17 protein-coding genes are annotated in these 24,456 nt (G+C 65.3%); 10 read left to right on the top strand and 7 right to left on the bottom strand.

Annotated features, from left to right (window positions below; genetic code table 11):
- Positions 1–8: 8 nt before the first annotated feature.
- Together BM397_RS11030 and BM397_RS11035 are read right to left on the bottom strand one after the other, a co-directional pair.
- The gene (locus tag BM397_RS11030; protein ID WP_092423862.1) at positions 9–434 is read right to left on the bottom strand and encodes a hypothetical protein; all 426 of its coding nucleotides are present in this window, start codon (positions 432–434) and stop codon (positions 9–11) included.
- Positions 427–966, bottom strand: coding sequence for a hypothetical protein (locus BM397_RS11035; protein WP_092423864.1), 540 nt, complete (start codon positions 964–966; stop codon positions 427–429). The genes BM397_RS11030 and BM397_RS11035 overlap by 8 nt, the downstream gene beginning before the upstream one ends.
- Positions 967–1,453: 487 nt before the next feature.
- Between BM397_RS11035 and BM397_RS11040 the strand changes: the two genes are divergently transcribed.
- The 4 genes from BM397_RS11040 (at position 1,454) to BM397_RS11055 (ending at position 8,130) form a co-directional block, all read left to right on the top strand.
- Positions 1,454–2,689: a plasmid recombination protein gene (locus BM397_RS11040; RefSeq protein ID WP_092423866.1), complete on the top strand. Its 1,236-nt coding sequence runs from the start codon at positions 1,454–1,456 to the stop codon at positions 2,687–2,689.
- A 120-nt stretch (positions 2,690–2,809) separates the two neighbouring features.
- The gene (locus tag BM397_RS11045) at positions 2,810–3,148 is read left to right on the top strand and encodes a hypothetical protein (RefSeq protein ID WP_092423868.1); all 339 of its coding nucleotides are present in this window, start codon (positions 2,810–2,812) and stop codon (positions 3,146–3,148) included.
- A 321-nt stretch (positions 3,149–3,469) separates the two neighbouring features.
- A complete protein-coding gene (locus BM397_RS11050) occupies positions 3,470–4,630 on the top strand; it encodes an AAA family ATPase (RefSeq protein ID WP_092567387.1) in 1,161 nt (386 codons plus the stop codon).
- A gap of 101 nt (positions 4,631–4,731) precedes the next feature.
- On the top strand, positions 4,732–8,130 hold the full coding sequence (locus BM397_RS11055; protein ID WP_143015361.1) for an ATP-binding protein: 3,399 nt from the start codon (positions 4,732–4,734) through the stop codon (positions 8,128–8,130).
- 276 nt (positions 8,131–8,406) lie between these two features.
- On the opposite strand, the gene BM397_RS11060 is transcribed toward BM397_RS11055, so the two are convergent.
- Positions 8,407–11,850 (bottom strand): pyruvate carboxylase, encoded by a 3,444-nt coding sequence (locus BM397_RS11060; protein ID WP_092423874.1) that lies wholly within the window; start codon positions 11,848–11,850, stop codon positions 8,407–8,409.
- 304 nt (positions 11,851–12,154) lie between these two features.
- Between BM397_RS11060 and BM397_RS11065 the strand changes: the two genes are divergently transcribed.
- The 4 genes from BM397_RS11065 to BM397_RS11080 all read left to right on the top strand — a co-directional run bounded on the left by BM397_RS11065 (position 12,155) and on the right by BM397_RS11080 (position 17,499).
- Positions 12,155–14,602: an ATP-dependent helicase gene (locus BM397_RS11065; RefSeq protein WP_092423876.1), complete on the top strand. Its 2,448-nt coding sequence runs from the start codon at positions 12,155–12,157 to the stop codon at positions 14,600–14,602.
- A gap of 279 nt (positions 14,603–14,881) precedes the next feature.
- On the top strand, positions 14,882–16,420 hold the full coding sequence (locus tag BM397_RS11070; protein WP_092423878.1) for an ATP-dependent DNA helicase: 1,539 nt from the start codon (positions 14,882–14,884) through the stop codon (positions 16,418–16,420).
- Between the two features lie 132 nt (positions 16,421–16,552).
- Positions 16,553–16,999 carry a MaoC family dehydratase gene (locus tag BM397_RS11075; protein ID WP_092423880.1) on the top strand — a complete coding sequence of 149 codons (447 nt, stop codon included), beginning with the start codon at positions 16,553–16,555 and terminating at the stop codon, positions 16,997–16,999.
- Between the two features lie 83 nt (positions 17,000–17,082).
- Positions 17,083–17,499, top strand: coding sequence for a PaaI family thioesterase (locus BM397_RS11080; RefSeq protein ID WP_245696046.1), 417 nt, complete (start codon positions 17,083–17,085; stop codon positions 17,497–17,499).
- 18 nt (positions 17,500–17,517) lie between these two features.
- Here the strand turns inward: BM397_RS11080 and BM397_RS11085 are convergent, their stop codons facing one another.
- Positions 17,518–18,165, bottom strand: a complete 648-nt coding sequence (locus BM397_RS11085; RefSeq protein ID WP_092423882.1) for a CatB-related O-acetyltransferase — start codon at positions 18,163–18,165, stop codon at positions 17,518–17,520.
- Positions 18,166–18,306: 141 nt separating this feature from the next.
- Positions 18,307–18,909 (bottom strand): flavin reductase family protein, encoded by a 603-nt coding sequence (locus tag BM397_RS11090; RefSeq protein WP_092423884.1) that lies wholly within the window; start codon positions 18,907–18,909, stop codon positions 18,307–18,309.
- A 91-nt stretch (positions 18,910–19,000) separates the two neighbouring features.
- On the opposite strand from BM397_RS11090, the gene BM397_RS11095 reads away from it, so the two are divergent.
- Both BM397_RS11095 and BM397_RS11100 read left to right on the top strand, forming a co-directional pair.
- Complete coding sequence (locus BM397_RS11095) at positions 19,001–19,477, top strand: GNAT family N-acetyltransferase (protein WP_425425928.1); 477 nt, start codon at positions 19,001–19,003, stop codon at positions 19,475–19,477.
- A gap of 51 nt (positions 19,478–19,528) precedes the next feature.
- Positions 19,529–20,293 (top strand): EcsC family protein, encoded by a 765-nt coding sequence (locus BM397_RS11100; protein ID WP_092423886.1) that lies wholly within the window; start codon positions 19,529–19,531, stop codon positions 20,291–20,293.
- Positions 20,294–20,532: 239 nt separating this feature from the next.
- On the opposite strand, the gene ptsP is transcribed toward BM397_RS11100, so the two are convergent.
- Both ptsP and BM397_RS11110 read right to left on the bottom strand, forming a co-directional pair.
- Positions 20,533–22,782, bottom strand: a complete 2,250-nt coding sequence (gene ptsP / locus BM397_RS11105) for a phosphoenolpyruvate--protein phosphotransferase (RefSeq protein ID WP_092423888.1) — start codon at positions 22,780–22,782, stop codon at positions 20,533–20,535.
- A 281-nt stretch (positions 22,783–23,063) separates the two neighbouring features.
- Complete coding sequence (locus BM397_RS11110) at positions 23,064–24,323, bottom strand: aspartate kinase (RefSeq protein ID WP_092423890.1); 1,260 nt, start codon at positions 24,321–24,323, stop codon at positions 23,064–23,066.
- Between the last annotated feature and the right edge of the window lie 133 nt (positions 24,324–24,456).

Here is a 24,456-nt window from a genome sequence, read left to right on the forward strand (position 1 = left end):
GCCTGCCCTCAGCGGGCGTCCGCGCTGCGGAACTGCAGCGCGAGCACTTCGGCCCGGCGCAGCGCCGCGATGCGGTCGAGGTGCTCCTTCAGCGCGAAGATGCAGCGCCGGTGCTGCGACAGCTGCAGCCCTTCCGGGGTGTAGTCGCGGTGCCAGTCCGGCTCGCCAAACTCCTTGTCCTCGAGCGCCATGAAGGTCCGCTCTTCGATCTGCTCGTTGAGCGCCTCCAGCACCGTCCCGAAGAGCCCGCGGTCGCGCGGCTCGAAGATGCGCTCCGAAGCGATGCGCCCGGCAAGCTCGTCCATGCGACGCGCGTCCGCCTCAGGCATGAACTCCTGCGCAGCGTGCAGGCACTCTATGGCTGGTGCGCAGCACCGCAGCGCCTGGAAGATCTCGGACAGGAGCGGATCGTAATCGAGGTTCGGCTCAGACATGACGGACCTCCTCCCCGGCGATGCAGCCATTCTTGGTGCGTTGAACGACGATGTGCCGCGACGGCGTCTTGCAACGACTGCGCAGGCGCTCACGCGTCATGTCTCGCTCGACCGCAAGGCGCTGCCGAATGCGGGTCATCTCCGCGAGCGACCAGCCGGTCAGCCGTCCGAGGATGGCGGTCTCGGCCCGATCGCTCACGTCGAAGCCCGCGTGATGAATTGAAACGGTGATGCGGCGGGATGCATCGAAGTAGGTCGGCGCATGCAGCGAGGCGGCGCCAAGCGCAGCCTCCCCACGCACGGCGATGACGTGGTCGCGGCGCGGCTTCTTCGGGCGCTGCGACGAGCCGAACGCGAGGGTCACGCTGCGCATTTCCGCAAGGTTCTCGACGCTCAGCACGAGCGAGGGGCGGACCTTGGTGAGCGCAGGGGTGCCTGCGCCTGATGGGAAGCGGAACGCGACGACGTCGCCCGCGGCGATGTTGCGCTGCCACTCCGCGAGGGTGGCAGCACTGCGGTGGTCTTGGGTCATATGTGATCTTTCGGTTGAGACCGCGCAGCCCGAGCCCCGAACGCGGGTGATCTCTTGAAGCTGCGCGGCACAGGCCGCGCGCAGCTTCAGGAGATCACCCCGTGGGCACGTCCTTCCTTGCAGGAGGGGGTTCGGGGGAGGCACGCAGTCACCTCCCCCGGGAGCCGGGAGGTCCCGGAGGCGTGCGGAACGGCCTCCGGGTCCGTCGGAAGACGCCAGGGGGTGCAGGGGGAGTGGCGAACGACGACCCTGCCGCGCTCCGCGCAGGAGCGCCCGCTGCGCAGGCGGCCCGCGGCAGCGCGGGGTTCGGGGCGGCGCCCCGGCGAACGGCAGGGGGAGCCAAATCCGCCAGGATTTTGCGCCCCCTGTTTAGTGAGTAACCCCCGCCGCACCCCGGGAGCGCGCCGCAGACCTTTTGGGGCCAAGTTTCTTCATCCGGATTTCCCCAAGGGACCCATTTCCCCTCCGCCGGAACGGAGGGCGGGACTTGGCAGAGACATTCAGGATCGTGATGCGCATGAAGGGGCTGTGGCCGAAGGATCTCGGCGGCTTCGAGGGACACAGGCTTCGCAAGGGTGGCGATCTCGGCCACGTCGACAGCTCCCGCTCGGGTCTCAACCGCAGGCTCATCGGGGACGAGGACTGGGCCAGACAGGTTCAGGCCGAAGTGCTGGACATGGCGCAGGAGAACTTTGCGGATGAACTCGAGAGCCTGAAGCGCCGGCGGCGGAAGGCGCAGATGCTGGCCCGGCTGACCGAGGGCCCGAAGGACCCCTGGCGGGCCACGCGGCACGGGCCGATGCGCGAGATCATCCTGACCGCGAACCGGAAGTGGTTCGAGCAGGAGGATGAGGCGGACAGTACACATAGCGGCGGCCTTGAACCCGAGGTCGGATCAGAGAGGGCCAGGGAGTTCGAGGAGCGCGCCATCGCCTGGCTGCGCAAGGAGTTCGGGGAGGACGTCGTGCACGCCAGGGCCGACCTCGACGAAGCCGCCTACCACATTCACGCGGTGATCCTGCCGCGCGCGATTGCGCAGGACGGCAGGCGCGTGCTGCAACCCTCGAAATTCGCGGTCATCCGCGATTACGAAGAAGGCCAGGACAGCGTCGGGGCGTGGTTCGCCGAGCTCGGCCTGCAGCGCGGCGAGCGCCGGGCAAAGCGCACGCGAGACGCGCTTGAGCACAACTCCTTGCTGCGGAGCGATCAGGGCAAGGGCGCGCGGACCGCCGAGGACCCCGTGCCCATCCCGAAGAAGCGACGCCATGTCAGCCCGCGGGATTGGCGGCGCGCCCAGGAGCTCAAGATCGCTGAACGCGACAAAACCTTGGTCACGCAGGAGCGGAAGCTGGCACGCGACAGGAAAGCGGTTCAGGCCATCGTGCGGGTCGTCAAGGCCGTCGCGGCGGGTGATATCTCGGTAACCGAGCCACGCGACAAGAACACGCCGCCCGGAAACCTGGCACGCCAGATCTTTGGCAGGGCCTTCGCGCGGCTCAAGGACCAGGCGAGGCAGGACGCCGAGGCACGGGTCGCCAAGGCACACGCCGAGATCGTAAAAGCGGATGAGGTGATCGTCCGTATCGCGCAGCTTCTCCCCGCCGCCGCCCGCAACCAGATCGCCGCGGCGCGACCCATGCTCTCCGCGCGCATCACCAGCCTCGCAAGGTGGCTGCGCAAGACCTCGCCAGGCCGGCCCGAGCCGGGCGAAGACACCCAGTGAAGGACACGCAGGAAATTTTCTTTGCGCCTCGAAAAACGACACAATGTCAGATTCAGCCACGGAGTGACCGCGGTCGCGTCAACGAGTTCAAGGCGCTCAATCTTTGGTAAGGAGACCATTGTGAAGAAGAACCAGAAGAGAGTCCTGCAGACAGTCATGGACGATATCGAGCGGGACGAAAGCGAACGCGCAATCGAGGCGGTGCTCCGGGAGAAGATGGGTAGGTTCATCGAGGGGGCCGCCGCGAACGAGGCGTTCGTAGCCGAGTTCTTCTTCCTCGTCGAACGCCTAGCGTCGAAGTCCCTCGCCAAGCGGATCGCGACACACCCGGCACGCCCCGACGCTGTTGATGATCTGCACAAGCAGGCCGAGGCCAATCGGGTGGCGCCAGACCAGCCTGAGACCGGCGGGGCGTGGAGGAAGCCTGATGCAGCCAAACGCGGCAAGGCCTCCGAGTGATCGCAGGCGATGAGCACAGATCAAAGGGCGCGGAGTACCGCGCCCCACTTCCTATCGCCGATAGCGACAGGTGGTTTGAGCAAGAAGTACCCTCTTCGCATGTGAACCGGGCAAAGGAAACGTGCGACGGACGCGCCAGCACGATCTGACTGTAGAGCGGACTTTCGCACCTGCACCCGACAAGATACTTGTTCGCCGCGCCGCCGGTGTGGGGCGACGCGATGTGTCAAGCTCTCTGTAGGAGATCCAGCTTTTATGTATTGATAATAAACATCTTTTTTGGTATGTTCACAAACAGATATATGGAGTAACGTATACCTCATGAATTTAGATATACACTATGGCGGCGCGGTAAGCGGCACGCAGAAATTCAGCCGACCCGAAATGGAGGACCGGTTGATTCGCCTCTTCAGGGGGGGCGTAGGAATCAAGATGTTTGGCCTGAGGCGGATTGGCAAATCGACTCTACGCCGTCACTTGCAAGAGGTGCTTGCAGCGGAGGGCCGTCAAGTGGCGTTTATTGATGGCCAAGGATTGCATTCTCTAGCGGCTTTCCTCAGCGGCCTGTCGTCTGAGACTGGGCAGGATGGCGGCCTTTGGGGTCGAGCTCTCAAAGCCGTGGCGTCGGGCCCCGCGCAGAAGACCCTAGCTGCACTCGGTCAAGGTGAAAAGCTCGAAGCTGCCGCGCTCTCAGCCTACTGGCAGCATGTTGCAACCGCCATCAAGGCTGCGCTTGCAGACGGTGCACGCCCAGTTCTGATTGTCGACGAGTTTTCCTATCTCATACAGAACATGGTCAATGGTGACGGCGCGGAGGACGTTGATCGGTTGCTTGGGTCTATGCGCGAATGGCGAGAGGCCGGTATGCAGATGCTACTGACGGGCTCCATCGGCGTAACCCAGTTGGCGCGCCGCCAGGGCCTAAATCTTGAGCATTTGAACGACCTTCAGCAGTTCTCGGTCCCTGAGTTGACTGACGAAGAGGCCCGACAATTCATAGCCAGCGCCACATATCGGGCAGGCCCGCGGTGGACGGAGAAGCATACAGAAGCGTTTATGGCCGAGTGCAGCGCGCTCTATCCGTGCTTCCTGGTTAAGGGCTTACAGGAGGTTGGCACTGAATATCCTGTTACACCAGAGCAATTCGCCAATGTATTCGAACTTAGGGTGAGGCCGGACCTTCACGCGGATTTCTACGAGCAGTTCAACAAACGCTTCCACCAGTATCGCTCACTTTCGCGAAATGAACTGACAGGTCTCATCCTGCCAGCACTGAAGACAATTATGACGGCGGAGGGCAGCACCGAACAAGGCGAGTTGCTGGTTCGCGAACCGTTTACACGGGTCGACCTTGACGTCGCACTGGGCATGCTAGTCGAAGATGGGTTCGCGCACTTCAGTGAAGACCGCGAAGGCAATAGGTTTTGGAAGCCCGGGTCGCGGCTCGCGCACAATTGGTGGAGGCGCGCGAAGTTGTTATGACATACGACAATGAACCGACGCCCCATTATTCTAAACCGATGCTACCCAGCGACCGCAAAGAGCGTCATCGCCGAATTGTCCGGACGTTTATGACGCAAGACATGGCTGACGATGACATCCTGAGCCTTGCAACCGGCCGTGAGCCGGAATTAGCGCGGATCATGAATGCGGTCGAGCGCTCAATGAGAGTTGCCCCCGGCACACTCCAGCACCTAGTCCTCTATGGTAACCGTGGATTCGGAAAGTCCTTCACGACTCGGCGTGTCCAAATTGCGGTTGCCGAGCGTTGGCCTGACATCCCCTTTCTCATGCTGCCTGAAGAGCAGCATAGCATGCAGCGCGATCCACATTCTCTTCTCGACACGATCGCTCTTAAACTGTCCGATAGCCGAAGCGGCGCTGACTCCGCTTATGACGAAGGGCATTTTCGCTGGCCGACTGCCAAGGATTCCGCAAAGCGCTGGGACGCTTCCGAATCGGAAGTCGAGCGGGCGCTGGATTTAGCACTTCCCGGAGGTGGGATCGCAGTTCTGGTTGTGGAGAACTTCGACATCCTGCTGCGAAAGCTCTTCCACGAGGATCTCGACGAGCAACGGCTAAGACGCTGGCTTGACCGGAAGAGCAACCGTCTGATGCTGTTTGCAACTGCTACCGGCACTGTAGACATGGACTATGACAGACCGCTTTTCCACGCGTTTGAAACGGTCAGGCTTGAGCCATGGTCTGGCGATGAATGCATCGCATATTTCAATCGGCTCAGGTCGCGCGACGGCCTTGTCCCCTTGGGACCCGAGCGTGAAGCAAAAGCGCGCGCTGTGGCGGATTTCATTGGCGGCACCCCGCGGCTCGCTCAGCTCCTTGGCGATGTGCTCGAAACCGAGGACGCTCTTGAAGTAGCGGAAATCATGACCGCGTTGACCGATCGACTGGCCGACTACTACCGTCGCAGGATCGAGGACCTCCCACCGCTCTCTATTGGGCTTCTCGACGCAATTATCCGAGGCGGTGAACCTGTATCACAGACCGAACTCGCCGCTCGGGTTGGCGCCGGGGGGCAGTCCGACATCGCTCGGGTCATGAGTGAACTCCAGAGAGCCGACATTGTCCGTGGCAGACCAGCCCCGAACACTCGCGAAAAGCTCTATCGCGTTCCTGACCGCGTATTTGTGCATTACTATCGCCTGCGTCAGGGCAGCCGCGCAGCTCAGGACACACCACTTACCACGATATTGGACTTCCTGCGCAGTTTCTACTCCCGAGCCGAGCGGCGGCTTCAGTCCTTGACGCATCTCGAGGCCGGCCGGATTCGCGAGGCCCGTCTTTTCAGTGATCTTGCGCGCGAGGGAGAGCCGCGAAGTACAGACAAATTTATGGAGAATTTCGTCAAGGACTTTAAATTCTATCTGGGCTTTGCATCTTGGCGAGTCGGAATCAGCGCCGAGGAAGTTGCGGCACTTCTCGAGGGTAGTAATCCTGAGGAGGCCTATCTACTTTGCCAAAACGAAACGCAACGAGGTGCCGCTGGGGCCATCAGCGCGATGGTCCGTGCGCACGCTGTACATCGCTTCGATCACCCCGGAAAGGCCAAGGAAATCCTTGAATCCGCGCTTACATGTGCGGAAGAAGAAGATGAAATAGCCAGATTTATCTTGATCGATCAAATGTGCACTTTGGCAGCCTCGCGTAGCCACCTTGATGCCGCCCAAATGGCGAATGCCCTCGAGGACCTTGGGGCAAACCTACCGATCCCGATGGAAGCGAAACGGCTTCGGCGACTTGCGTGGCGTTCGAGCATTTTGGGTCACCACACCAAAGCCTTGGAAGCGGCAACCTTGGCGGTTGCTCGCGCGATTGAAGCGGGCGACTCCCTCGGGGAGATAGAGGGTTTGCGGTTGAAGATGTTCGCACTCCGCAGTCTCGGGCGACTCATGGAGGCTTTGGAGGTCGCATGTCGGTCCGCCGATCTTGCAGCCAGAGAGGGCGATGCGCGCGGGGAAGCCGCAAGTCTGCGTTTCCAGGCTGGCCTGCTGGACGACCTCGGACAGTACGATAGAGCGTTGGTGGCGACGTCTAGAGCGGTAGAACGCGCGGCCAAGGCTGGCGACGCTTTCGAGGAGGTAAAAAGCTTGCATATCCGAGCGATCACGCTCGGTAATCTAAAGCGACACGAGGAAGCTTTGGAGGCGGCGTATCGGGCCGCCGAACGCGCGGCCGAGGTGAGCAATGCAAATGGAGAGGTGATAGGCCTGCGCCTCCAGTCGTTCGCGCTCAGCAATCTCGGAAGGCACGAGGAGGCGCTGGAGACATCGGCTCGGGCTGCCGAACGCGCGATCGAAGCGGGCGAAACACGCGAGGAGTTGGTGAGCTTGCGTCTTCGAGCTTTGACGCTTGGCGACCTCGGACGGTATGAGGAGGCTTTGGCGGCGGCATCACGGGCTGCAGAACGCGCGGCAGAGCTGGGTGAGGCATTGGAGGAAGCATTGAGCCTGCGTCTCAAGTCTCTCACACTGGACGATCTTGAGAGGCACGAGGAGGCGCTAGAGGCAGCTTCACAAGGCGTCGAACGCGCGCTCGAGGCGGGCGATACCGAGGTCGAGGTAGCGAACCTGCGTTACCGGGCGATCTCTTTAGGGCGTCTCGAACGGTACGAAGAGGCGTTAGAGGCTGCAACCCAGGCAGTCAACCGTGCATCGTTGACGGGCCAAATCCGTGAGGAATCAAATAGCGTGCGCTTCAAGGCGCAGACGCTTGGCAAGCTCGGACGGCATCGGGAGGCTTGGATCGACGCAAAGAGGAGCGCTGATCTCGCTCGCAGCGCAAACGATGCGTATAGTCTGAGCTGGTCCATTCTTCAATGCGTCATTACGGCGACACACATCGAGCGGCCCGACGTCGTATCTCTATTTGACGAATGGCTCCGTCTCCAACAGGCGAACAAATCGCCGAACCTTGCCAAAGCCGAGCTGGAAGTAGGAACGCTTTTCGCAGCGGTTGCTAGAGCCGGTGAATGGGAAGCGCTGGATCAACTGATCGAGGAGCAAGCAGCTGCCTTAACTTCGTTCGAGACAACGGTTTGGTTCCACAGGTCTGTAGGCGAAGACATAGCGAAAATTTCTTTCGAAAAGGGAAGAGCTGAGGGCTACGAGGCAATGGCGAGTGCATTGCCTCGCATCGCCGCTCTCGTGAAACGGCTGCCTGACATTGCCCGAGATCCAACTTGGCTTCCGGACATCATCACTGGCTTCGCCGAAGCTTGCCGTGACCCAGGCCTCCTACGCGACGTAGCCACCCTAATGGCACCGGACATTGCCCCTCAGGCGGCGGAATCCGCTCGTCTCCTCTACTCGCTAGCGAAGGTAGACGAGGCCGAAGATCCTGAGACACCGCTCGCCCGAATGGACCCAGATGTGGCCACCGTGATACGCCGCCTGCGGGGGCTCACCGATCCTGAGCCGGTATCCAGCGGAAGAAAGAGGATTAGAAAAAAGAGAGGACGCTGAAACGAGGCCGAACCACCTATTTGGCCCAAAGCTCGCATCTGACCTTGCGGGCTGGTTGCAGTAGGGCGGCAAAGGCACTTGGCATCAAGTTTTCGAGTGCCGATTACGGCCTCTGCCAGTTGAGATGCGCCGCCATTCCTCGATATTTGTAACCAACGACACACGAGGTTACCACGCCAAGGTGAGGCGGCGAAGCAAATATCGGTTGGGCAGCGCCCCCTCTTTTCTCTGGTCAGCGGTCCTGCGTCAGGAGAACCTTGCCAGAGGCCGCGCGCCTCACTCCAGCTCGATCAGCAGGTCCTTGGCGTCGATCTGGCCGCCGGGCAGCACGTGCACCGCCTTGACCGTGGCGTCGCGCTCGGCGTGCAGGCCGGTCTCCATCTTCATCGCCTCGATGGTCAGCAGCAGGTCGCCCTCCTTGACCTTGGAGCCCGCCTGTACCGCGATGGTCGCGACCACGCCCGGCATCGGCGCGCCGATGTGGTTGGGGTTGCCCGCCTCGGCCTTGGGCTTGGCGCCGCTCGAGGCCTTGGCCTTGCGGTCGGGCACGCGCACCGCGCGCGGCTGGCCGTTGAGTTCGAAGAACACCCGCACCTCGCCGTCATCCTGCGTGTCGCCGACGGTGATGAGACGGATTTCCAGCGTTTTCCCCGGGTCGATCTCGGCGGTGATCTCCTCGCCCGGCTGCATGCCGTAGAAGTAGGTCAGCGTCGGCAGCACCCGGACGGGGCCGTAATCCTCGTGGCGCGCCACGTAGTCGGTGAAGACCTTGGGGTACATGAGGTAGCCGTTGAAGTCCTCGTCGTCGAACTCGACGTCCTCGAACTTCGCCTCAAGCTCGGCACGCAGCGCGGCGAAATCGGCCGGGGCGAGGTGCTTGCCCGGGCGCTCGGTGTTGGGCTTCTCGCCCTTCAGCACCTTCTTGACGATGCCCTCGGGGAAGCCGCCCGGCGGCTGGCCGAGATTGCCGCGCATCATGTCGATCACCGAGTCGGGGAAGCTGACGTCGCTCTTGGGGTCCTCGACCTGCGCGCGGGTCAGGCCCTGGCTCACCATCATCAGCGCCATGTCACCCACCACCTTGGAGGACGGGGTCACCTTGACGATGTCACCGAACATCATGTTGACGTCGGCATAGGTCTTGGCGACCTCGTGCCAGCGCTCCTCCAGCCCCAGAGAGCGCGCCTGTGCCTTGAGGTTGGTGAACTGCCCGCCCGGCATCTCGTGCAGGTAGACCTCGGAGGCCGGGGCCTGCATGCCCGATTCAAACGCCGCGTATTGGCCGCGCACCGCCTCCCAGTAGTTCGAGACTTCGCGGATCACGTCCACGTCGAGCCCGGTGTCGCGGTCGGTGTGGCGCAGCGCCTCGACGATCGAGCCGAGCGTGGGCTGCGAGGTGTTGCCCGAAAGCGCGTCCATCGCGGCATCCACCGCGTCGACGCCCGCCTTCGACGCCTCCATGATGGTGGCGATCGCCGCGCCCGAGGTGTCATGGGTGTGGAAGTGGATCGGCAGGCCGACCTCCTCCTTCAGCGCCTTGACCAGCGCGCCCGCCGCGGAGGGCTTCAGCAGGCCGGCCATGTCCTTCAGGCCGAGCACATGCGCGCCAGCGGCCTTGAGCTCCTTGCCCATGGCGACGTAGTACTTGAGGTCGTACTTGGCGCGCGCCGGGTCGAGGATGTCACCGGTGTAGCAGACCGTGCCTTCGCAGATCTTGCCGCTCTCGATCACCGCGTCCATCGCGACGCGCATGTTCTCGACCCAGTTGAGCGAGTCGAAGACGCGGAAGACGTCGACGCCGCTCTCTGCCGCCTGCGCGACGAAGCTCTGCACCACGTTGTCGGGGTAGTTGGTGTAGCCGACGCCGTTGGACGCACGCAGCAGCATCTGCGTCAGGATGTTGGGCATCTTGGCACGGATGTCGCGCAGCCGCTGCCAGGGGCATTCCTGCAGGAAGCGGTAGGCCACGTCGAAGGTCGCGCCGCCCCAGCATTCCACCGAGAAGAGGCTCGACAGGTTCGCCGCATAGGCCGGGGCCACCTTGATCATGTCGAGCGACCGCATGCGGGTCGCCAGCAGCGACTGGTGGCCGTCGCGCATGGTGGTGTCGGTGATCAGCAGTTGCTTCTGCGCCGCCATCCAGTCGGCCACCGCCTGCGCGCCCTTCTCCTCGAGCAGCGTGCGGGTGCCCGGCGGCGGTGTCTCGGCGCGCAGCTCGGGGGCGCGGGCGGGCTTCAGCTCGGCATGCGGCTTGGGACGGCCCTGCACCTCGGGGTGACCGTTGACGGTGATGTCGGCGATATAGGTCAGCACCTTGGTGCCGCGGTCCCGGCGCTTCTTGAAGTCGAAGAGCTCGGGCGTCGTGTCGATGAACTTGGTGGTGTACTGGTTGGTCAGGAAGGTCGGGTGCTTCAGCAGGTTGATCACGAAGTCGATGTTCGTGCTCACGCCGCGGATGCGGAACTCGCGCAGGGCGCGGTCCATGCGGGCGATGGCCTTCTCCGGGGTCGGGGCCTTGGCGGTCACCTTCACCAAAAGCGAATCGTAGTAACGGGTGATCACCCCGCCAGCGTAGGCGGTGCCGCCGTCGAGCCGGATGCCCATGCCAGTGGCCGAGCGGTAGGCGGTGATCCGGCCATAGTCGGGGATAAAGTTGTTGGTCGGATCCTCGGTGGTGATCCGCGTCTGCAGCGCGTGGCCGGTGAGGCGGATGTCGTACTGGCTGGCCTTGCCGGTGGCCTCGGCGAGGCTCTTGCCCTCGGCGATCATGATCTGCGCCTGCACGATGTCGATGCCGGTCACCTCTTCGGTGACGGTGTGCTCGACCTGCACGCGGGGGTTGACCTCGATGAAGTAGAACTTGCCGCTGTCCATATCCATCAGGAACTCGACGGTGCCGGCGCATTCGTAGTTCACATGAGCGCAGATCTTGCGGCCGAGCTCGCAGAGCTCTTCGCGCTGCGCCTCGCTGAGGTACGGCGCGGGAGCGCGCTCGACGACCTTCTGGTTGCGGCGCTGCACCGAGCAATCGCGCTCGTAGAGGTGGTAGATGTTGCCCATCTTGTCGCCGAGGATCTGCACCTCGACGTGGCGGGCGCGCAGGATCATCTTCTCGAGATAGCCCTCGCCGTTGCCGAAGGCGGCCTCGGCCTCGCGGCGCCCCTCGAGCACCTTCTCCTTCAGCTCCTTCGGCCCCTCGATCGGCCGCATGCCGCGCCCGCCGCCGCCCCAGGATGCCTTGAGCATCAGCGGGTAGCCGATGTCTTCGGCCTCCTTGGCGATGGCCTTGAAATCGTCGCCCAGCACCTCCGTCGCCGGGATCACCGGCACGCCGGCCTCGATGGCGACCTTGCGGGCGCTGGCCTTGTCGCCGAGCGCGCGCATGGTCGCGGCCTTCGGACCGATAAAGGTGATGCCCGCCGCGTCGCAGGCATCGACGAACTCGGGGTTCTCGGACAGCAGGCCGTAGCCCGGGTGGATTGCGTCGGCACCCGATTCCTTGGCGATACGGATGATCTCGGGGATCGACAGGTAGGCCGCGACCGGCCCCAGCCCCTCACCGATGCGATAGGCCTCGTCGGCCTTGAATCGGTGGAGTCCCAGTTTGTCCTCTTCCGCAAAGACGGCAACGGTCTTCTTTCCCATCTCGTTCGCCGCCCGCATGATGCGGATCGCGATCTCGCCACGGTTGGCGATGAGGATCTTCTGGAATTCGGGCATGTAATCTTCCTCCTTTGGACGCGAAATGCCGCTCCCGGAGGCATCGCATTCCGAACTCAAGGGCATGCCGCGCTGCAGCGCAAGGGGCTTTGCAAATTATGCTAATGTTAGCGCCGGTTTTGCAAACTCGGCCGAACTGACCCTGCGGCAGGGCGACCATTTTCGGCGGTTTCGCGACACCTGCCGGGTTAGCAGTGCAGCGCCAACGGCGCAGACGACCGGCAGCGGCGGCGTGATGATCAATTTAGTGAACAAACGAAGAACGCATCTTTCGCCGTCCTCTGTGGCGCGTTAAGTTCGGGACATGAGCAGTTTCGACGACATGGATGCATTCGAGGGGGCCTCGCTGTCGCAGCGGGCCATGGCGGCGCGCCCCGCGCCCTACCTCGACGATCTCAACCCGGCGCAGCGCGAGGCTGTGGAGCGGCTGGACGGCCCTGTCCTGATGCTCGCGGGCGCGGGCACCGGCAAGACCAAGGCGCTCACGTCCCGCATCGCGCACCTGCTGACGACGGGCCGGGCGCGGCCGAACGAGATCCTCTCGGTGACCTTCACCAACAAGGCCGCGCGCGAGATGAAGGAGCGGGTGGGGCGCCTGCTCGGCCACGCGGTCGAGGGCATGCCCTGGATGGGCACCTTCCATTCGATCTGCGTCAAGCTGCTGCGCCGCCACGCCGAGCTGGTGGGGCTGAAGTCGAACTTCACCATCCTCGACACGGACGACCAGATCCGCCTGCTGAAACAGGTGATCGCCGCCAACAACATCGATGAAAAACGCTGGCCCGCCCGGCAGCTCTCGTCGCTGATCGACAACTGGAAGAACCGCGCCTGGACGCCCGACAAGGTGCCCGCATCGGAGGCATCCGCCTTCAACAACCGCGGCACCGAGCTTTACGCCCAGTACCAGACCCGCCTGCGCGAGCTGAACGCCTGCGACTTCGGTGACCTGCTGCTGCACGTGGTGACGATCTTTCAGCAGCACGCCGACGTGCTCGAGCAATACCAGCGCTGGTTCCGCTTCATCCTCGTGGACGAGTATCAGGATACCAACGTCGCCCAGTACCTCTGGCTGCGGCTGCTGGCGCAGGGCCACACCAACATCTGCTGCGTCGGCGACGACGACCAGTCGATCTACGGCTGGCGCGGCGCCGAGGTGGGCAACATCCTGCGCTTCGAAAAGGATTTCCCCGGCGCCCATGTGGTGCGGCTGGAACAGAACTACCGTTCGACCGCACATATCCTCGCCGCCGCCTCCTCGGTGATCCGCGGCAACGAGAACCGGCTCGGCAAGGAACTGTGGACCGAGGCGCAGGGCGGCGAGAAGGTCCGCCTCATCGGCCATTGGGACGGCGAGGAAGAGGCGCGTTGGATCGGCGAGGAGATCGAGGCGGCGCAGCGCGGCTCGCGCGGGATGCACGCCTTCTCGCTCGACGACATGGCCATCCTGGTGCGCGCCTCGCACCAGATGCGCGCCTTCGAGGACCGCTTCCTGACCATCGGCCTGCCGTACCGGGTGATCGGTGGCCCGCGCTTCTACGAGCGGCTCGAGATCCGCGATGCCATGGCCTATTTCCGGCTGGTTGTCTCGCCCGAGGATGATCTGGCCTTCGAGCGCATCGTCAACACCCCCAAGCGCGGCCTCGGCGACAAGGCGCAGCAGAAGATCCAGCTCAAGGCGCGCGAGCATGGGGTGCCGCTGCTGGTGGGGGCGCGGCTGCTGCTGCGCGACAAGGAGATCACCGGCAAGGGCGCGGCCAAGCTCGCCACTTTCGTCGACCAGATCGAACGCTGGCACGAGGTGGCCCGGCAGCAGCTCGGCCTGCCCTCGGAGGTGCAGCAGGACGACGACGACCTGGTGCTGATCGACGAGGACAAGCCGCTGAGCCGTGCGGTCAGCCACATGGAACTGGCCGAGACCATGCTCGACGAGAGCGGCTACACCGAGATGTGGCAGAACGACAAGAACCCCGACTCGCCGGGGCGGCTCGAGAACCTCAAGGAACTGGTCAAGGCGCTGGAAAGCTTCGACAACCTTCAGGGTTTCCTCGAACACGTCGCGCTGATCATGGACAATGAGACCGAGGAGACCGGCGCCAAGGTGTCGATCATGACGCTGCACGCCGCCAAGGGGCTCGAGTTCCCGGCGGTCTTCCTGCCGGGCTGGGAGGACGGGCTCTTCCCCTCGCAGCGCTCGATGGACGAGAGCGGCCTGAAGGGCCTCGAGGAAGAGCGGCGGCTGGCCTATGTCGGCATCACCCGCGCCGAGGAGCTCTGCACCATCTCCTTCGCCGCCAACCGCCGGGTCTTCGGGCAATGGCAATCGGCGCTGCCCTCGCGTTTCATCGACGAGCTGCCCGAGGCGCATGTGGATATTCTCACGCCGCCCGGTCTCTACGGCGGCGGCTATGGCGCGGCGGGGATGAACAGCGGCTACGGCGGCGGATCGGGGCTGGAAACCCGCGCCGCCGAGGCGAACGTCTACAACTCCCCGGGCTGGAAACGTCTACAGGAGCGCTCGTCGAGCGCCCGGTCGGTCAGCCAGCCGCGCGAGAGCCGCAACACGGTGATCGACCTGCAGGCTGTCTCGGCCTTCGACATGGGCGAGCGGGTGTTCCACCAGAAGTTCGGCTACGGCGCGATCATCGGCATCGAGGGCGACAAGCTGGAGATCGACTTCGAGAAGGCCGGGGTGAAGAAGGTCGTGGCGCGTTTCGTCGCGGCGGCGGATTCCGCGGGCGACGTGCCGTTCTGAGCGGGTGCTCCCCCTTTGGCAGGTCCAAGGTCGGCGGATGAGAGCTAGGGGGCGCTGCCCCCTCGGCGCTGCGCGCCTCACCCCCGGGATATTTGGACCATGTGGAAGCGCGAGGCGCCCGCGTCTTCTTCTCTTTTGCAAATACGCCCGCCGGAGGCGGTCCGGCGGCGTCCTTCCGCGTGACTTCTCCGGAACAGGACATGGGAGACAGCGGAAGTCCCGTGGGAAAAGCATGCGCGCGTCTGGTGCGTGCCGCGCGGCTCTAGTAGGGTCGCGCGCATGACGGCGCCCGCGATCAGTTTTTCCGAGGATCAGGCCGAAGCCTGGGACCGCGTGGCCGAGATGCTGCGCGGTGCCGGCGTCGATCTGGATGAAGGCACCAGCGAACCCGCCCGCGAGGGGCTGTCGAAGGTCATGGCGCTTATGGGCAAGGCCGGCTCCGGCAAGACCCTGCTGCTGGCGGAGCTCAGCAAGGCTCTGCAGGAGGCGGGGTGCGAGGTGGTCTCGGGCGATTTCGAGAGCCGCCGCAAGCGCGAGAAGCGCACGCTGGCGATCCTCGCGCCGACAAACAAGGCGGCCTCGGTGCTGCGCATGCGCGGCGTCCCGGCGACCACCATCCACCGCATTCTCTACACGCCGGTCTACGATCCGGTCTACGAGCGCATCGCCGAGTGGCTGATGGGCAACGACGAACGGCCGGAGATCGACACGCTGACGCCGGAGGCGCTGGACCGTGCCTACGCGTCCTACCAGGGACACAAGTCCGTGCCCGCGGCACTGGCGGCGGCGGGGCTGCGCGGCAGCGACTTCATCACCGGCTGGAAGCGCCGCGAGGAGCCGCTCGACATCGGTTTCGTCGACGAGGCCTCGATGCTGGACGACCGGCAGTTCGAGGATCTCAAGGAGATCTTCCCCAACCTGCTGCTCTTCGGCGATCCGGCGCAGCTGGCACCGGTGAACCAGTCGGGCAAGATGGTCTTCGACGCGGTGCCCGAGGATCGCAAGATGGAGCTCTCGCGCATCCACCGGCAGGAGGCCTCGAGCCCGATCCTCGATCTGGCCCACGCGCTGGCCGACCCGGAGGTGGATTTCTATCGCTTCGAGCGGCTGGTCGAGGAGATGGCGGCCAAGGATGACCGCGTGATCTGGGGCCAGCGCGTCGAGGTCGACCTGATGGCGCGTTCGCCTGTGCTGGTCTGGCGCAACGCCACGCGCATCCGTCTTATCAACGCCTTCCGCGCCGTGCATGGCGCGCCGGAGACCGAGCTGCTGCCCGGCGAGCCGCTGATCTGCGACGGCATCGAGCTGCCGCTCAAGCACCGCAAGAAGCGGCTCGACCTGGAGGCGCGCGGGCTGATCAAGGGCGCTCAGGTGGTCTATCTCGGGCCGGGCAAGAAGCCCGGGTTCTCCCGGCTGCACGTGATGGGCGCGCCCGACCCGCAGGTCTCGGCGGCCTCGATCGTGAAGATCGAGAAGCCCGACGAGGAAGAGCCCTTCATCCCCTTCGCCGCGCGCATGGGGGCGACCTTCCTGCATGGCGCGGCGGTGACCATCCACAAGGCGCAGGGTTCGCAATGGGAGAATGTGCAGGTCTTCGGCCCCGATCTCTATGCCGCCGCGCGCATGGGGCGGGTCGAGGCCGGCCAGCCGCTCTGGAAGCGCCTCGCCTATGTCGCCGTGACCCGGGCCTCGGAGCGGCTGCACTGGGTGGTGCGCAACCGCCTGTCGAAGCCCTCCGGTCCGTTGCGGGTGGATGACCTCGGCGGCGCGCCAGCGCCGCTGGAACTGGAGATGCAGGGCGAGGACGCGGCCGGCTGAACCGCCCATCTGCAGGGCTTTCGGGATTTGCTCTTGCCAGCGGCGGGGGCGATCCGCCACTCTGCCCCGGGATTTCGGACAGGTCGGGAGACGGGATGCAGCGCGAGAGAGCACTGGACGGGGGGGCACGTCATGCCCGCTGAGGCGGTTCTGGAGATGGAACCGAAGGTGTCGCGCTGGTTCACGCTCGATGCCGAGAGCGTCGCGCGTTTCGGCGAGGTGACCGGCGATCTGAAGTTCTTCCATTCCGACGCGGAGCGGTCTGCCGATTTCCTGTTCGGCGGGCCGGTGGCGCAGGGGTTCCTGACGCTCTCGTTGCTCTCGGCCATGTGCGCCGACGCGGTGCCGCCGTTTCCCGGCCAGATCGCCAACGTCAACTATGGCTTTGACCGGGTGCGTTTCGTCACGCCGGTGCCGGTGGGCTCGCGGGTGCGGGGACATTTCACCGTCGGCGGCGTCGAGGAGGGCGACGAGCGGCTCACCGTGCATTGGGACGTGGAGATCGAGATCGAGGGGCAGGGGCGCGAGCATCCGGCGCTTGTGGCGCAATGGGTGACCTTCCTCGAACTGCGGGACTGAGGGCGGGACTGAGGCGCGGCGCGCGGCTGCTTGACCCCGGGGCGCGGAGCGCCGAGAACGGGCGCGCAACGCAGGAGACGCCCATGGACCGCAGCACCGAAGACATGCAGATCACCGAGGCCCCCTCGGGCTACCTGTCGCATCTCGGACTGGAGATGACCGGCTGGCGCGCGGACTTCGCGCGCTTCGAGCTGGAGATCGGCCCGCAGCACCAGAACCGCCACGACAACCCGCATGGCGGCGTGCACGCCTCCATGCTCGACACGGCGATGGGCTACGCCGGTTGCTGGACAGGCGACCCCGAGGACAGGCTCATGGCGCTGACGCTTTCGCTCAGCGTGCAGTACCTGTCGCGGCCGCGCGGCACCCGGCTGATCGCCGAAGGCGTACGCACCGGCGGCGGCAAGAGCACCTTCTTCGCCGAGGCAACCATCACCGACGAGACCGGTGAGCTGATCGCCAAGGGCACGGGCGTTTTCCGCTACCGCCGCCGGAGCTGAGTTTTCCGGGCCGAAGGCTCAGGCGAGCGCTTCCAGCGCTGCGACATCCGCCGCCTCGAGCGCCGGGCGCGCGGCGGCGATGCGCTCGGGCGGCCAATCCCACCACGCAAGGCGCAGCAGCCGGGCGATCTCGTCTTCGGTGAAGCGGAGCCGCACCACCTGAGCCGGGTTGCCGGTGACTACGGCATAGGGCGGGATCTCGCCGCGCACCACTGCGCCTGCACCGATGATCGCGCCAGAGCCGATCCTCGCCCCGGCCAGAACCAGCGCCCCGGTGCCCAGCCAGACATCGTGGCCGATCTCGATGCCGCGCGTGTCGGGCTGGGTGCCCTGCATGGCCTCGCGGTCGAACACCATGAAGGGGTAGGTGCTGAGCCCCCGCGTCTCATGGTTGGCCGAGCCGCCTATGAAGCGGACGCCATGGGCGATCTGGCAGAACTTGCCGATCACCAGCCGGTCCTTCGAGAAGGGAAAGAGATAGGGCGCCAGCCGCGACACCCAGCCATCGGACGGGGGCGGGTCGAAGTCCGAGGCATAGGTGTGCGCGCCAACCTCGACGCAGGGGTGGTCGATCACCGCGCGCAGGTGGACGGTGCCGGCATGCGGCGTGCCGTCGGGCAGGATGATGGGGTGCACGGCATCCGCCGGCGGAAGGGCAAAGGGCATGGGGCCTCCTTTGGAAACGCTTGGAAATCAGGGTTTCAAAGGTGCTGGTCCATGGCTCCCTCCATCGGTGGATGCATGAAGTGTAGCGCGATGCGCGCGGCGGCAAAAGCCGCTGCGCGGAAACCCGCCTCACGCGTCGGCTTATTCCCCGGGGCGTTTCAGCGAGAAGACCTCGCGGATCACCGAGTAATCGCGGTAGCCGAGGCGAGTGAGCGGCTGGAAGGTCGTCACGTCGAACTGCCCGTTCACCAGGCAATCGTCGCGCATGTGAACGCCGGTGACCTCGCCGAAGACTGCGTAATTGGCCGCGCCCTCGAGCTTCACGATCTGCGTCACCCTGCACTCCAGCGAGGCGGGTGCCCCGGCGACACGCGGGCAGTCGATGGTCTCGCAGGCGGCCTTGTCGATCCCTGCCAGCGCGAATTCATCCTCGCCGGCGGGCCAGGGGCCGGAGGTCTGGTTCATCACGTCGCGCGCCGCGTATTCCACGATGTTGACGCAGAACACCCCGCTTTCGCGCAGCTGCGCCACGCTGTCCTTGGTGCCGTCGCGGTCTTCCTTGGCGGAGGTCGAGGCGAACATCACCTGTGGTGGCACGTAGGCCACGGCGTTGAAGAAGGAATAGGGCGCAAGGTTGTCGCCCATCGTACCCCGGGTCGAGATCCAGCCGATGGGGCGGGGCGTCACGATGGCATTGAACGGATTGTGGGGCAGGCCGTGGCCATCTTCGGGGCGATAGAACATGCCAGTCCTCTCAGGTGTTTGCGCGCTTGTCGGACCCGTGATAGGGCGGAATCGTCCAAAAAGCCACGGGGAGAGCGGGCCTCTGTACAGTTTGTCCCAGGAACGCCCCGACGACCGTTGGGAGGTCGAGGCTCTCTATGATCTGTGCTTCGCGCCCGGGCGCGAGCTGCTGTCCTCCTACCGCCTGCGCGACGGGGTGCCGCCGGTTTCCGAGCTGTGCCGGGTGGCGAAGGACGAGGGCGGCATCATCGGCGGCGCGATCCGTTACTGGCCGGTGCGCATCGGCGCGGTGCAATCGCTGCTGCTTGGGCCGGTCGCCGTGCACCCCACCGCGCAGGGCGAGGGGCTGGGCGCGGCTTTGATCCGCGACACGCTGGAACGGGCACGGGCGCTGGAATGGGGCCGGGTGCTGCTGGTCGGTGACGAGCCTTATTACCGCCGCTTCGGATTCTCCAAGATCGAGGGGGTCGAGATGCCCCCGCCGACCAACCCCGAGCGGGTGCTGGCGCTGGAACTGCGTCCCGGCGCCTGGCAGGGCGTGGTGGGCGAGGTGACCCGCAAAACTTGAAATCCCGCGCCGTGCGCCGATCTTCTAGGGAAGACCCGAAGGAGGCCGCCCATGACCGCACCCGTCACCGGAACCCAGCTCGTTCCCGTCAGCATCGACGCGGAGATCGCCGCACTGGCCCGCCGGCACCGCGCCGCGGGAGGCGTCGGGCTGCAGGTGCTCAACATCATCGGGGGGCAGGCCGAGAACCTGCTCGAGCGCCTGCCGGACAAGGTGAAGGACCGGCTCGAGGGCAGCACGGCCAAGGCGCTGGAACTGGCGTTGAAGGCGGCCTCGGGCTCGCGCCGCGCGGTGCCGGACCAGAAGGGCTGGCTGAACACCGCGCTCGCCACCGCCATGGGCGCGGCGGGCGGGGCAGGGGGGCTTCCGACCGCCATGGCCGAGCTTCCGGTCACCGTGACAGTCCTGCTGCGCGCCATTCAGGGGATCGCGGCGGAATACGGCTTCGATCCCGAGATGCCCGAGATCAAGCGCGAATGCCTCAGCGTCTTCGCCTCGGCCGGGCCGCTGGAGGCGGACGACGGGGCAGATCTGGGGTTTCTCGCAACGCGGGTGACGCTGACAGGGGCCACGGTGCATGGGCTGATCGGCAAGGTGGCGCCGCGCCTCGCCACGGCGCTGGGGCAGAAGCTGGCGGCGCAGACCGTGCCCATCCTGGGGGCGGCGGCGGGGGCGGCGACCAACTATGCCTACACCAGCTACTACCAGCAGATGGCGCACGTGCATTTCGGCCTTCTGCGGCTGGAGCAGCAGAGCGGCCGGTCGCGCGCGGAGCTGGTCGAGGCGCTGCGCGAGAAGCTGGCGCTCCGGGCTTAACGGGTTCGCAAGGTTAATCGCCTATCAAGTGCGCAGGGCGCGGTGAAACCCGCGCCGCAGCGCCCGCGCAGAACGTGCGGGTCGCGTCCCGCGCCAGAACGGCCGGTGATGCGCGCAAACTCACTCTATCGCCCGGGGTGCGGGGGACCGATGCGCCGGGCGGGCCTGTGTAACAGGGGCGCTCGCGACTTTTGCCGGGCTCGCGGGGCCGCGCCGGAGGGCTGAGTCAACGGTTAGGCTCAGCCCTGCCAGCGCATAAAGTCCATGACCGCGCCGCGCACCGATTGCTCGCCACGTTCGCGCGCGTCGCAGATCACGTCATAGAGCGCATCAAGGTCCGTGCGCATGATCAGGCTCTTCACCGGCCCGATGGACGCCGGGCGCATGGACAGCCGGTGCAGGCCGATGGCGGCGAGGCAGATTGCCTCGATCGGCCGCCCCGCATCCTCGCCGCAGAAGCTGAGCGGCGTGCCGGTGGCCGAGCAGCGCTGCACGATCTGCTCGAGGAAGGTCAGGAAGCTGACGTTAAGCGTATCGTAGCGCCTGCGCACCCGCTCATTCTCGCGGTCGGCAGCGAAGAAGAACTGCTTGAGATCGTTGCCGCCGATCGAGACGAACTCGACCTCCTCGAAGAACTTGTTCGAGGCATAGGCGAGGCTCGGCGTCTCGAGCATGGTGCCGACGGAGATCTTTTCGGGGACCACGTGACCGAGCTTGCGCTCGATGGCCATGGCCTTGTCGACCTCGGCGCGTGCGGCGCGGAATTCCTCCCATTGCGCGACGAAGGGGAACATCAGCGTCAGCGGACGCCCCTCGGAGGCGCGCAGCAGCGCCTGCAGCTGCATCCGCATGACCCCGGGCCGGTCGAGGCCCACCCGGATCGCCCGCCAGCCGAGCGCCGGGTTGGGCTCGTCGGTGGGCTTCATGTAGGGCAGCACCTTGTCCGAGCCGATGTCGAGCGTGCGGAAGATCACCGGCTTGTCGCCCGCTGCCTCGGCGGCCTCGATCACCCGCTTGTAGACGGCAACGAGCTCGGTCCGCGAGGGCATCTTGTTGCGCACGAGGAATTGCAGCTCGGTGCGGAACAGGCCCACGCCTTCGGCGCCGGAGTTCTCAAGCGAAGGCAGGTCGGCCAGCAGCCCGGCGTTCATGTAGAGGCTGATGCGCTTGCCGCATTGCGAAATCGCGGGCTTCTGCCGGATCGAGGCATAGCGCTCCTGCGCCTCGGCCTGCATGGCGATCTTGTCGCGGAAGGCGGTGACCACCGTGTCGTCGGGGCGCAGGTGCACGAGGCCCTGATCGCCGTCGACCATGATGTGATCGCCGTTCAGTGCCTCGGTGGTGATGCGTGTGGCATTGATCACCAGCGGGATCGCCAGCGCGCGGGCGACCACGGCGGCATGACTGCCGACAGAGCCTTCCTCGAGCACGATGCCGCGCAGCTGACGGCCGTATTCCAGCAGCTCTCCGGGGCCGATATTGCGCGCCACGAGGATCGGGTCGGCGGGCATCGAGGCACCGGTGTCCTTGCCCTGACCCGTAAGGATGCGAAGCAACCGGTTCGACAGATCATCGAGATCGTGCAGCCGCTCGCGCAGGTAGTTGTCGGCGACCTGGCTCATCCGGGCACGGGCGGCGGATTGTTCTTTTTCCACCGCGGCCTCGGCGGAAAGCCCGCGCGAGATGTCCTCTTCCATGCGACGCCGCCAGCCCTTGGAGTTGGCGAACATGCGGTAGGCCTCGAGCACCTCGAGCTGCTCGGCATCCTCGACCGCGCCAGCGAGCATCTCGTCGACGCTGACGCGCAGTTGCTCGATGGCGGCGTCGAGCCGCTGCAGCTCGCGCTCGGGGTCGTCGGCCACGAGGTTGGTGACCATCACCCGCGGCTCATGCAGCCAGACGTGGCCCTCGGTGGTGCCCTCCTGCCCGGTGCCGCCGCGCAGCATGGTGGGCTGGGTGTGCCGCGCCGAAAGCGCGGCGGTGTCGCCGACGAAGGCGCCGAGCTCGGTCATCTCGGCCAGCACCATCGCCACCACTTCCAGTGCGTAGACCTCGTCGGAGGTGAACTCGCGCTTCTGCTTGGTCTGTACGACGAGAACGCCAAGCGTCTCGCCGAGTCGCTGGATCGGCACGCCGAGGAAGCTGGAGTAAATCTCCTCGCCGGTCTCGGGCATGTAGCGGAAGCCCTTGGCCGAGGGGGCGTCGGCGGTGTTCACCACCTTGCCGCTGCGCGCGACCCGGCCCACGAGGCCCTCGCCCATGCGCATGCGGGTCTGGTGGACGGCCTCTTTCTTGAGGCCCTCGGTGGCGCAGAGCTCGAGCGTGTCCTCGTCGCGGAAGAGGTAGATCGAGCACACTTCGGAGCCCATGGAGTCGGCGGTCAGATGCGTGATCTTGTCGAGGCGCGCCTGTCCGGCGGCATCCTCGGCCATGGTGTCCCGCAGCCGCCCCAGCAGCTTGCGGCTTTCGCTTTCGGTGCCGTCCGGCATAATGTGCTCGACTTAATTCGTTCCGCTCTTGGGATCAGCTATATGCGGTTTGCTCCGAGAAAGGAAACGGCATCAACGGGCTTGGCCGGATTCCCGCGTGCCGGGTCGCGCGATTGCCGCGTGTTTCCGCTACCGGGAGAATGTGCCGGGTATCACGGGTCGATAAGGCAGGGGAATAAGCCTGGCAAAAGGCCGGACAAAGAAAAGCGGCGCTCCGGGGGGAGCGCCGCCTGTCGTGTCTGAGTTGCAGGGCCGGTGCCGCGCGGCGCCGGTCGGATGCCTCAGTCTGCCTTTTCCAGTTCGAAAGCGTCGTGCAGGGCCTGCACTGCAAGCTCCATGTACTTGCGCTCGATGAGCACGGAGATCTTGATCTCGGAAGTGGTGATCACCTGGATGTTGATGTTCTCGTCCGAGAGGATCTTGAACATCTTCGCGGCGACGCCGGCGGCCGAGCGCATGCCGATGCCGACAACCGAAACCTTGGCGACCTCGGTTTCCGATTCGAGCTTGTCGAAGGTCAGCGTGCCGGCGGCCTGCGCGTCTGCCAGTGCCTTCTCGGCGCGCTTCACCTGGTTGACCGGGCAGGAGAAGGTCATGTCGGTGACGCCGCCCTCGTGACCCTTGTAGTTGGTCTCGGAGACGTTCTGCACGATCATGTCGACGTTCACGCCGGCATCGGCCAGCGTGCCGAAGATCGCAGCTGCGATGCCCGGACGGTCGGCGATGGTGACGAGGGTCATCTTGGCCTCGTCGCGCGAAAAGGCCACACCGGCCACAACTTTCGATTCCATGATATCCTCCTCGTCGCAAACGAGCGTCCCGGCGTCGTCCGACTGTTCCTCGAAGCTGGAGAGGACCCGCAGCTTCACGTTGTAACGCATGGCAAGTTCGACCGAGCGGGTCTGCAGCACCTTGGCTCCGAGCGAAGCCAGCTCGAGCATTTCCTCGAAGGAGATGCGGTCGAGCTTGCGGGCCTTTTCGCAGACGCGCGGGTCGGTGGTGTAGACGCCGTCGACGTCGGTGTAGATGTCGCAGCGCTCGGCACCGAAGGCGGCGGCGAAGGCGACGGCGGTGGTGTCCGAGCCGCCCCGGCCCAGCGTGGTGATGCGGCCCTCGGGGCTGATGCCCTGGAAGCCGGCGACCACGGCCACCTTCATGCCCTCTTCGAACTTGCGGGTGATGTTGTCGGTCGGAATGTCGAGGATCCGCGCCGCGCTGTGCGCCGAGGTGGTCTGCAGCGGCACCTGCCAGCCCTGCCAGCTGCGCGCGGGAACGTCCATTTCCTGAAGCGTCAGCGCCATCAGGCCGGCGGTCACGTTCTCGCCCGAGGAGACGACGGCGTCATACTCGCGCGCATCGAACAGCGGCGAGGTCTCTTCGACATAGCCGACGAGCTTGTTGGTCTCGCCCGACATGGCCGAGACGATGACGATCACGTCGTAGCCCTTGGCCACTTCGACGCCGACGCGTTTGGCGGCCCGACGGATCCGGTCAAGCGTGGCGACGGAGGTGCCGCCGAATTTCATCACGAGAACGGGCATGGCGCCTCCCCGGCATGGTCCTTTGAATCAGCGGTCCTTTACGCGGGGGGGCGGGGCTGCGCAAGAGCCTAGCGCCGGCAGGGCGAGTGATCCCTGCGTGGGGCAGCCGGTTTTGAGTATTTTCGGAAAGATG

It is taken from the genome of Alloyangia pacifica, assembly GCF_900116195.1.
In the GTDB taxonomy this organism is placed as follows: Bacteria; Pseudomonadota; Alphaproteobacteria; order Rhodobacterales; family Rhodobacteraceae; genus Salipiger; species Salipiger pacificus.

Excerpts from the sequence above, each read along its gene's own strand:
- ptsP (WP_092423888.1), bottom strand. The coding sequence starts at position 22,782 with ATGCCGGACGGCACCGAAAGCGAAAGCCGCAAGCTGCTGGGGCGGCTG.
- BM397_RS11110 (WP_092423890.1), bottom strand. The coding sequence starts at position 24,323 with ATGCCCGTTCTCGTGATGAAATTCGGCGGCACCTCCGTCGCCACGCTT.
- BM397_RS11100 (WP_092423886.1), top strand. The coding sequence starts at position 19,529 with ATGACCGCACCCGTCACCGGAACCCAGCTCGTTCCCGTCAGCATCGAC.
- BM397_RS11035 (WP_092423864.1), bottom strand. The coding sequence starts at position 966 with ATGACCCAAGACCACCGCAGTGCTGCCACCCTCGCGGAGTGGCAGCGC.
- BM397_RS11090 (WP_092423884.1), bottom strand. The coding sequence starts at position 18,909 with ATGTTCTATCGCCCCGAAGATGGCCACGGCCTGCCCCACAATCCGTTC.
- BM397_RS11080 (WP_245696046.1), top strand. The coding sequence starts at position 17,083 with ATGGACCGCAGCACCGAAGACATGCAGATCACCGAGGCCCCCTCGGGC.
- BM397_RS11030 (WP_092423862.1), bottom strand. The coding sequence starts at position 434 with ATGTCTGAGCCGAACCTCGATTACGATCCGCTCCTGTCCGAGATCTTC.
- BM397_RS11050 (WP_092567387.1), top strand. The coding sequence starts at position 3,470 with ATGAATTTAGATATACACTATGGCGGCGCGGTAAGCGGCACGCAGAAA.
- BM397_RS11060 (WP_092423874.1), bottom strand. The coding sequence starts at position 11,850 with ATGCCCGAATTCCAGAAGATCCTCATCGCCAACCGTGGCGAGATCGCG.
- BM397_RS11085 (WP_092423882.1), bottom strand. The coding sequence starts at position 18,165 with ATGCCCTTTGCCCTTCCGCCGGCGGATGCCGTGCACCCCATCATCCTG.
- BM397_RS11055 (WP_143015361.1), top strand. The coding sequence starts at position 4,732 with ATGGCTGACGATGACATCCTGAGCCTTGCAACCGGCCGTGAGCCGGAA.
- BM397_RS11075 (WP_092423880.1), top strand. The coding sequence starts at position 16,553 with ATGCCCGCTGAGGCGGTTCTGGAGATGGAACCGAAGGTGTCGCGCTGG.
- BM397_RS11065 (WP_092423876.1), top strand. The coding sequence starts at position 12,155 with ATGAGCAGTTTCGACGACATGGATGCATTCGAGGGGGCCTCGCTGTCG.
- BM397_RS11070 (WP_092423878.1), top strand. The coding sequence starts at position 14,882 with ATGACGGCGCCCGCGATCAGTTTTTCCGAGGATCAGGCCGAAGCCTGG.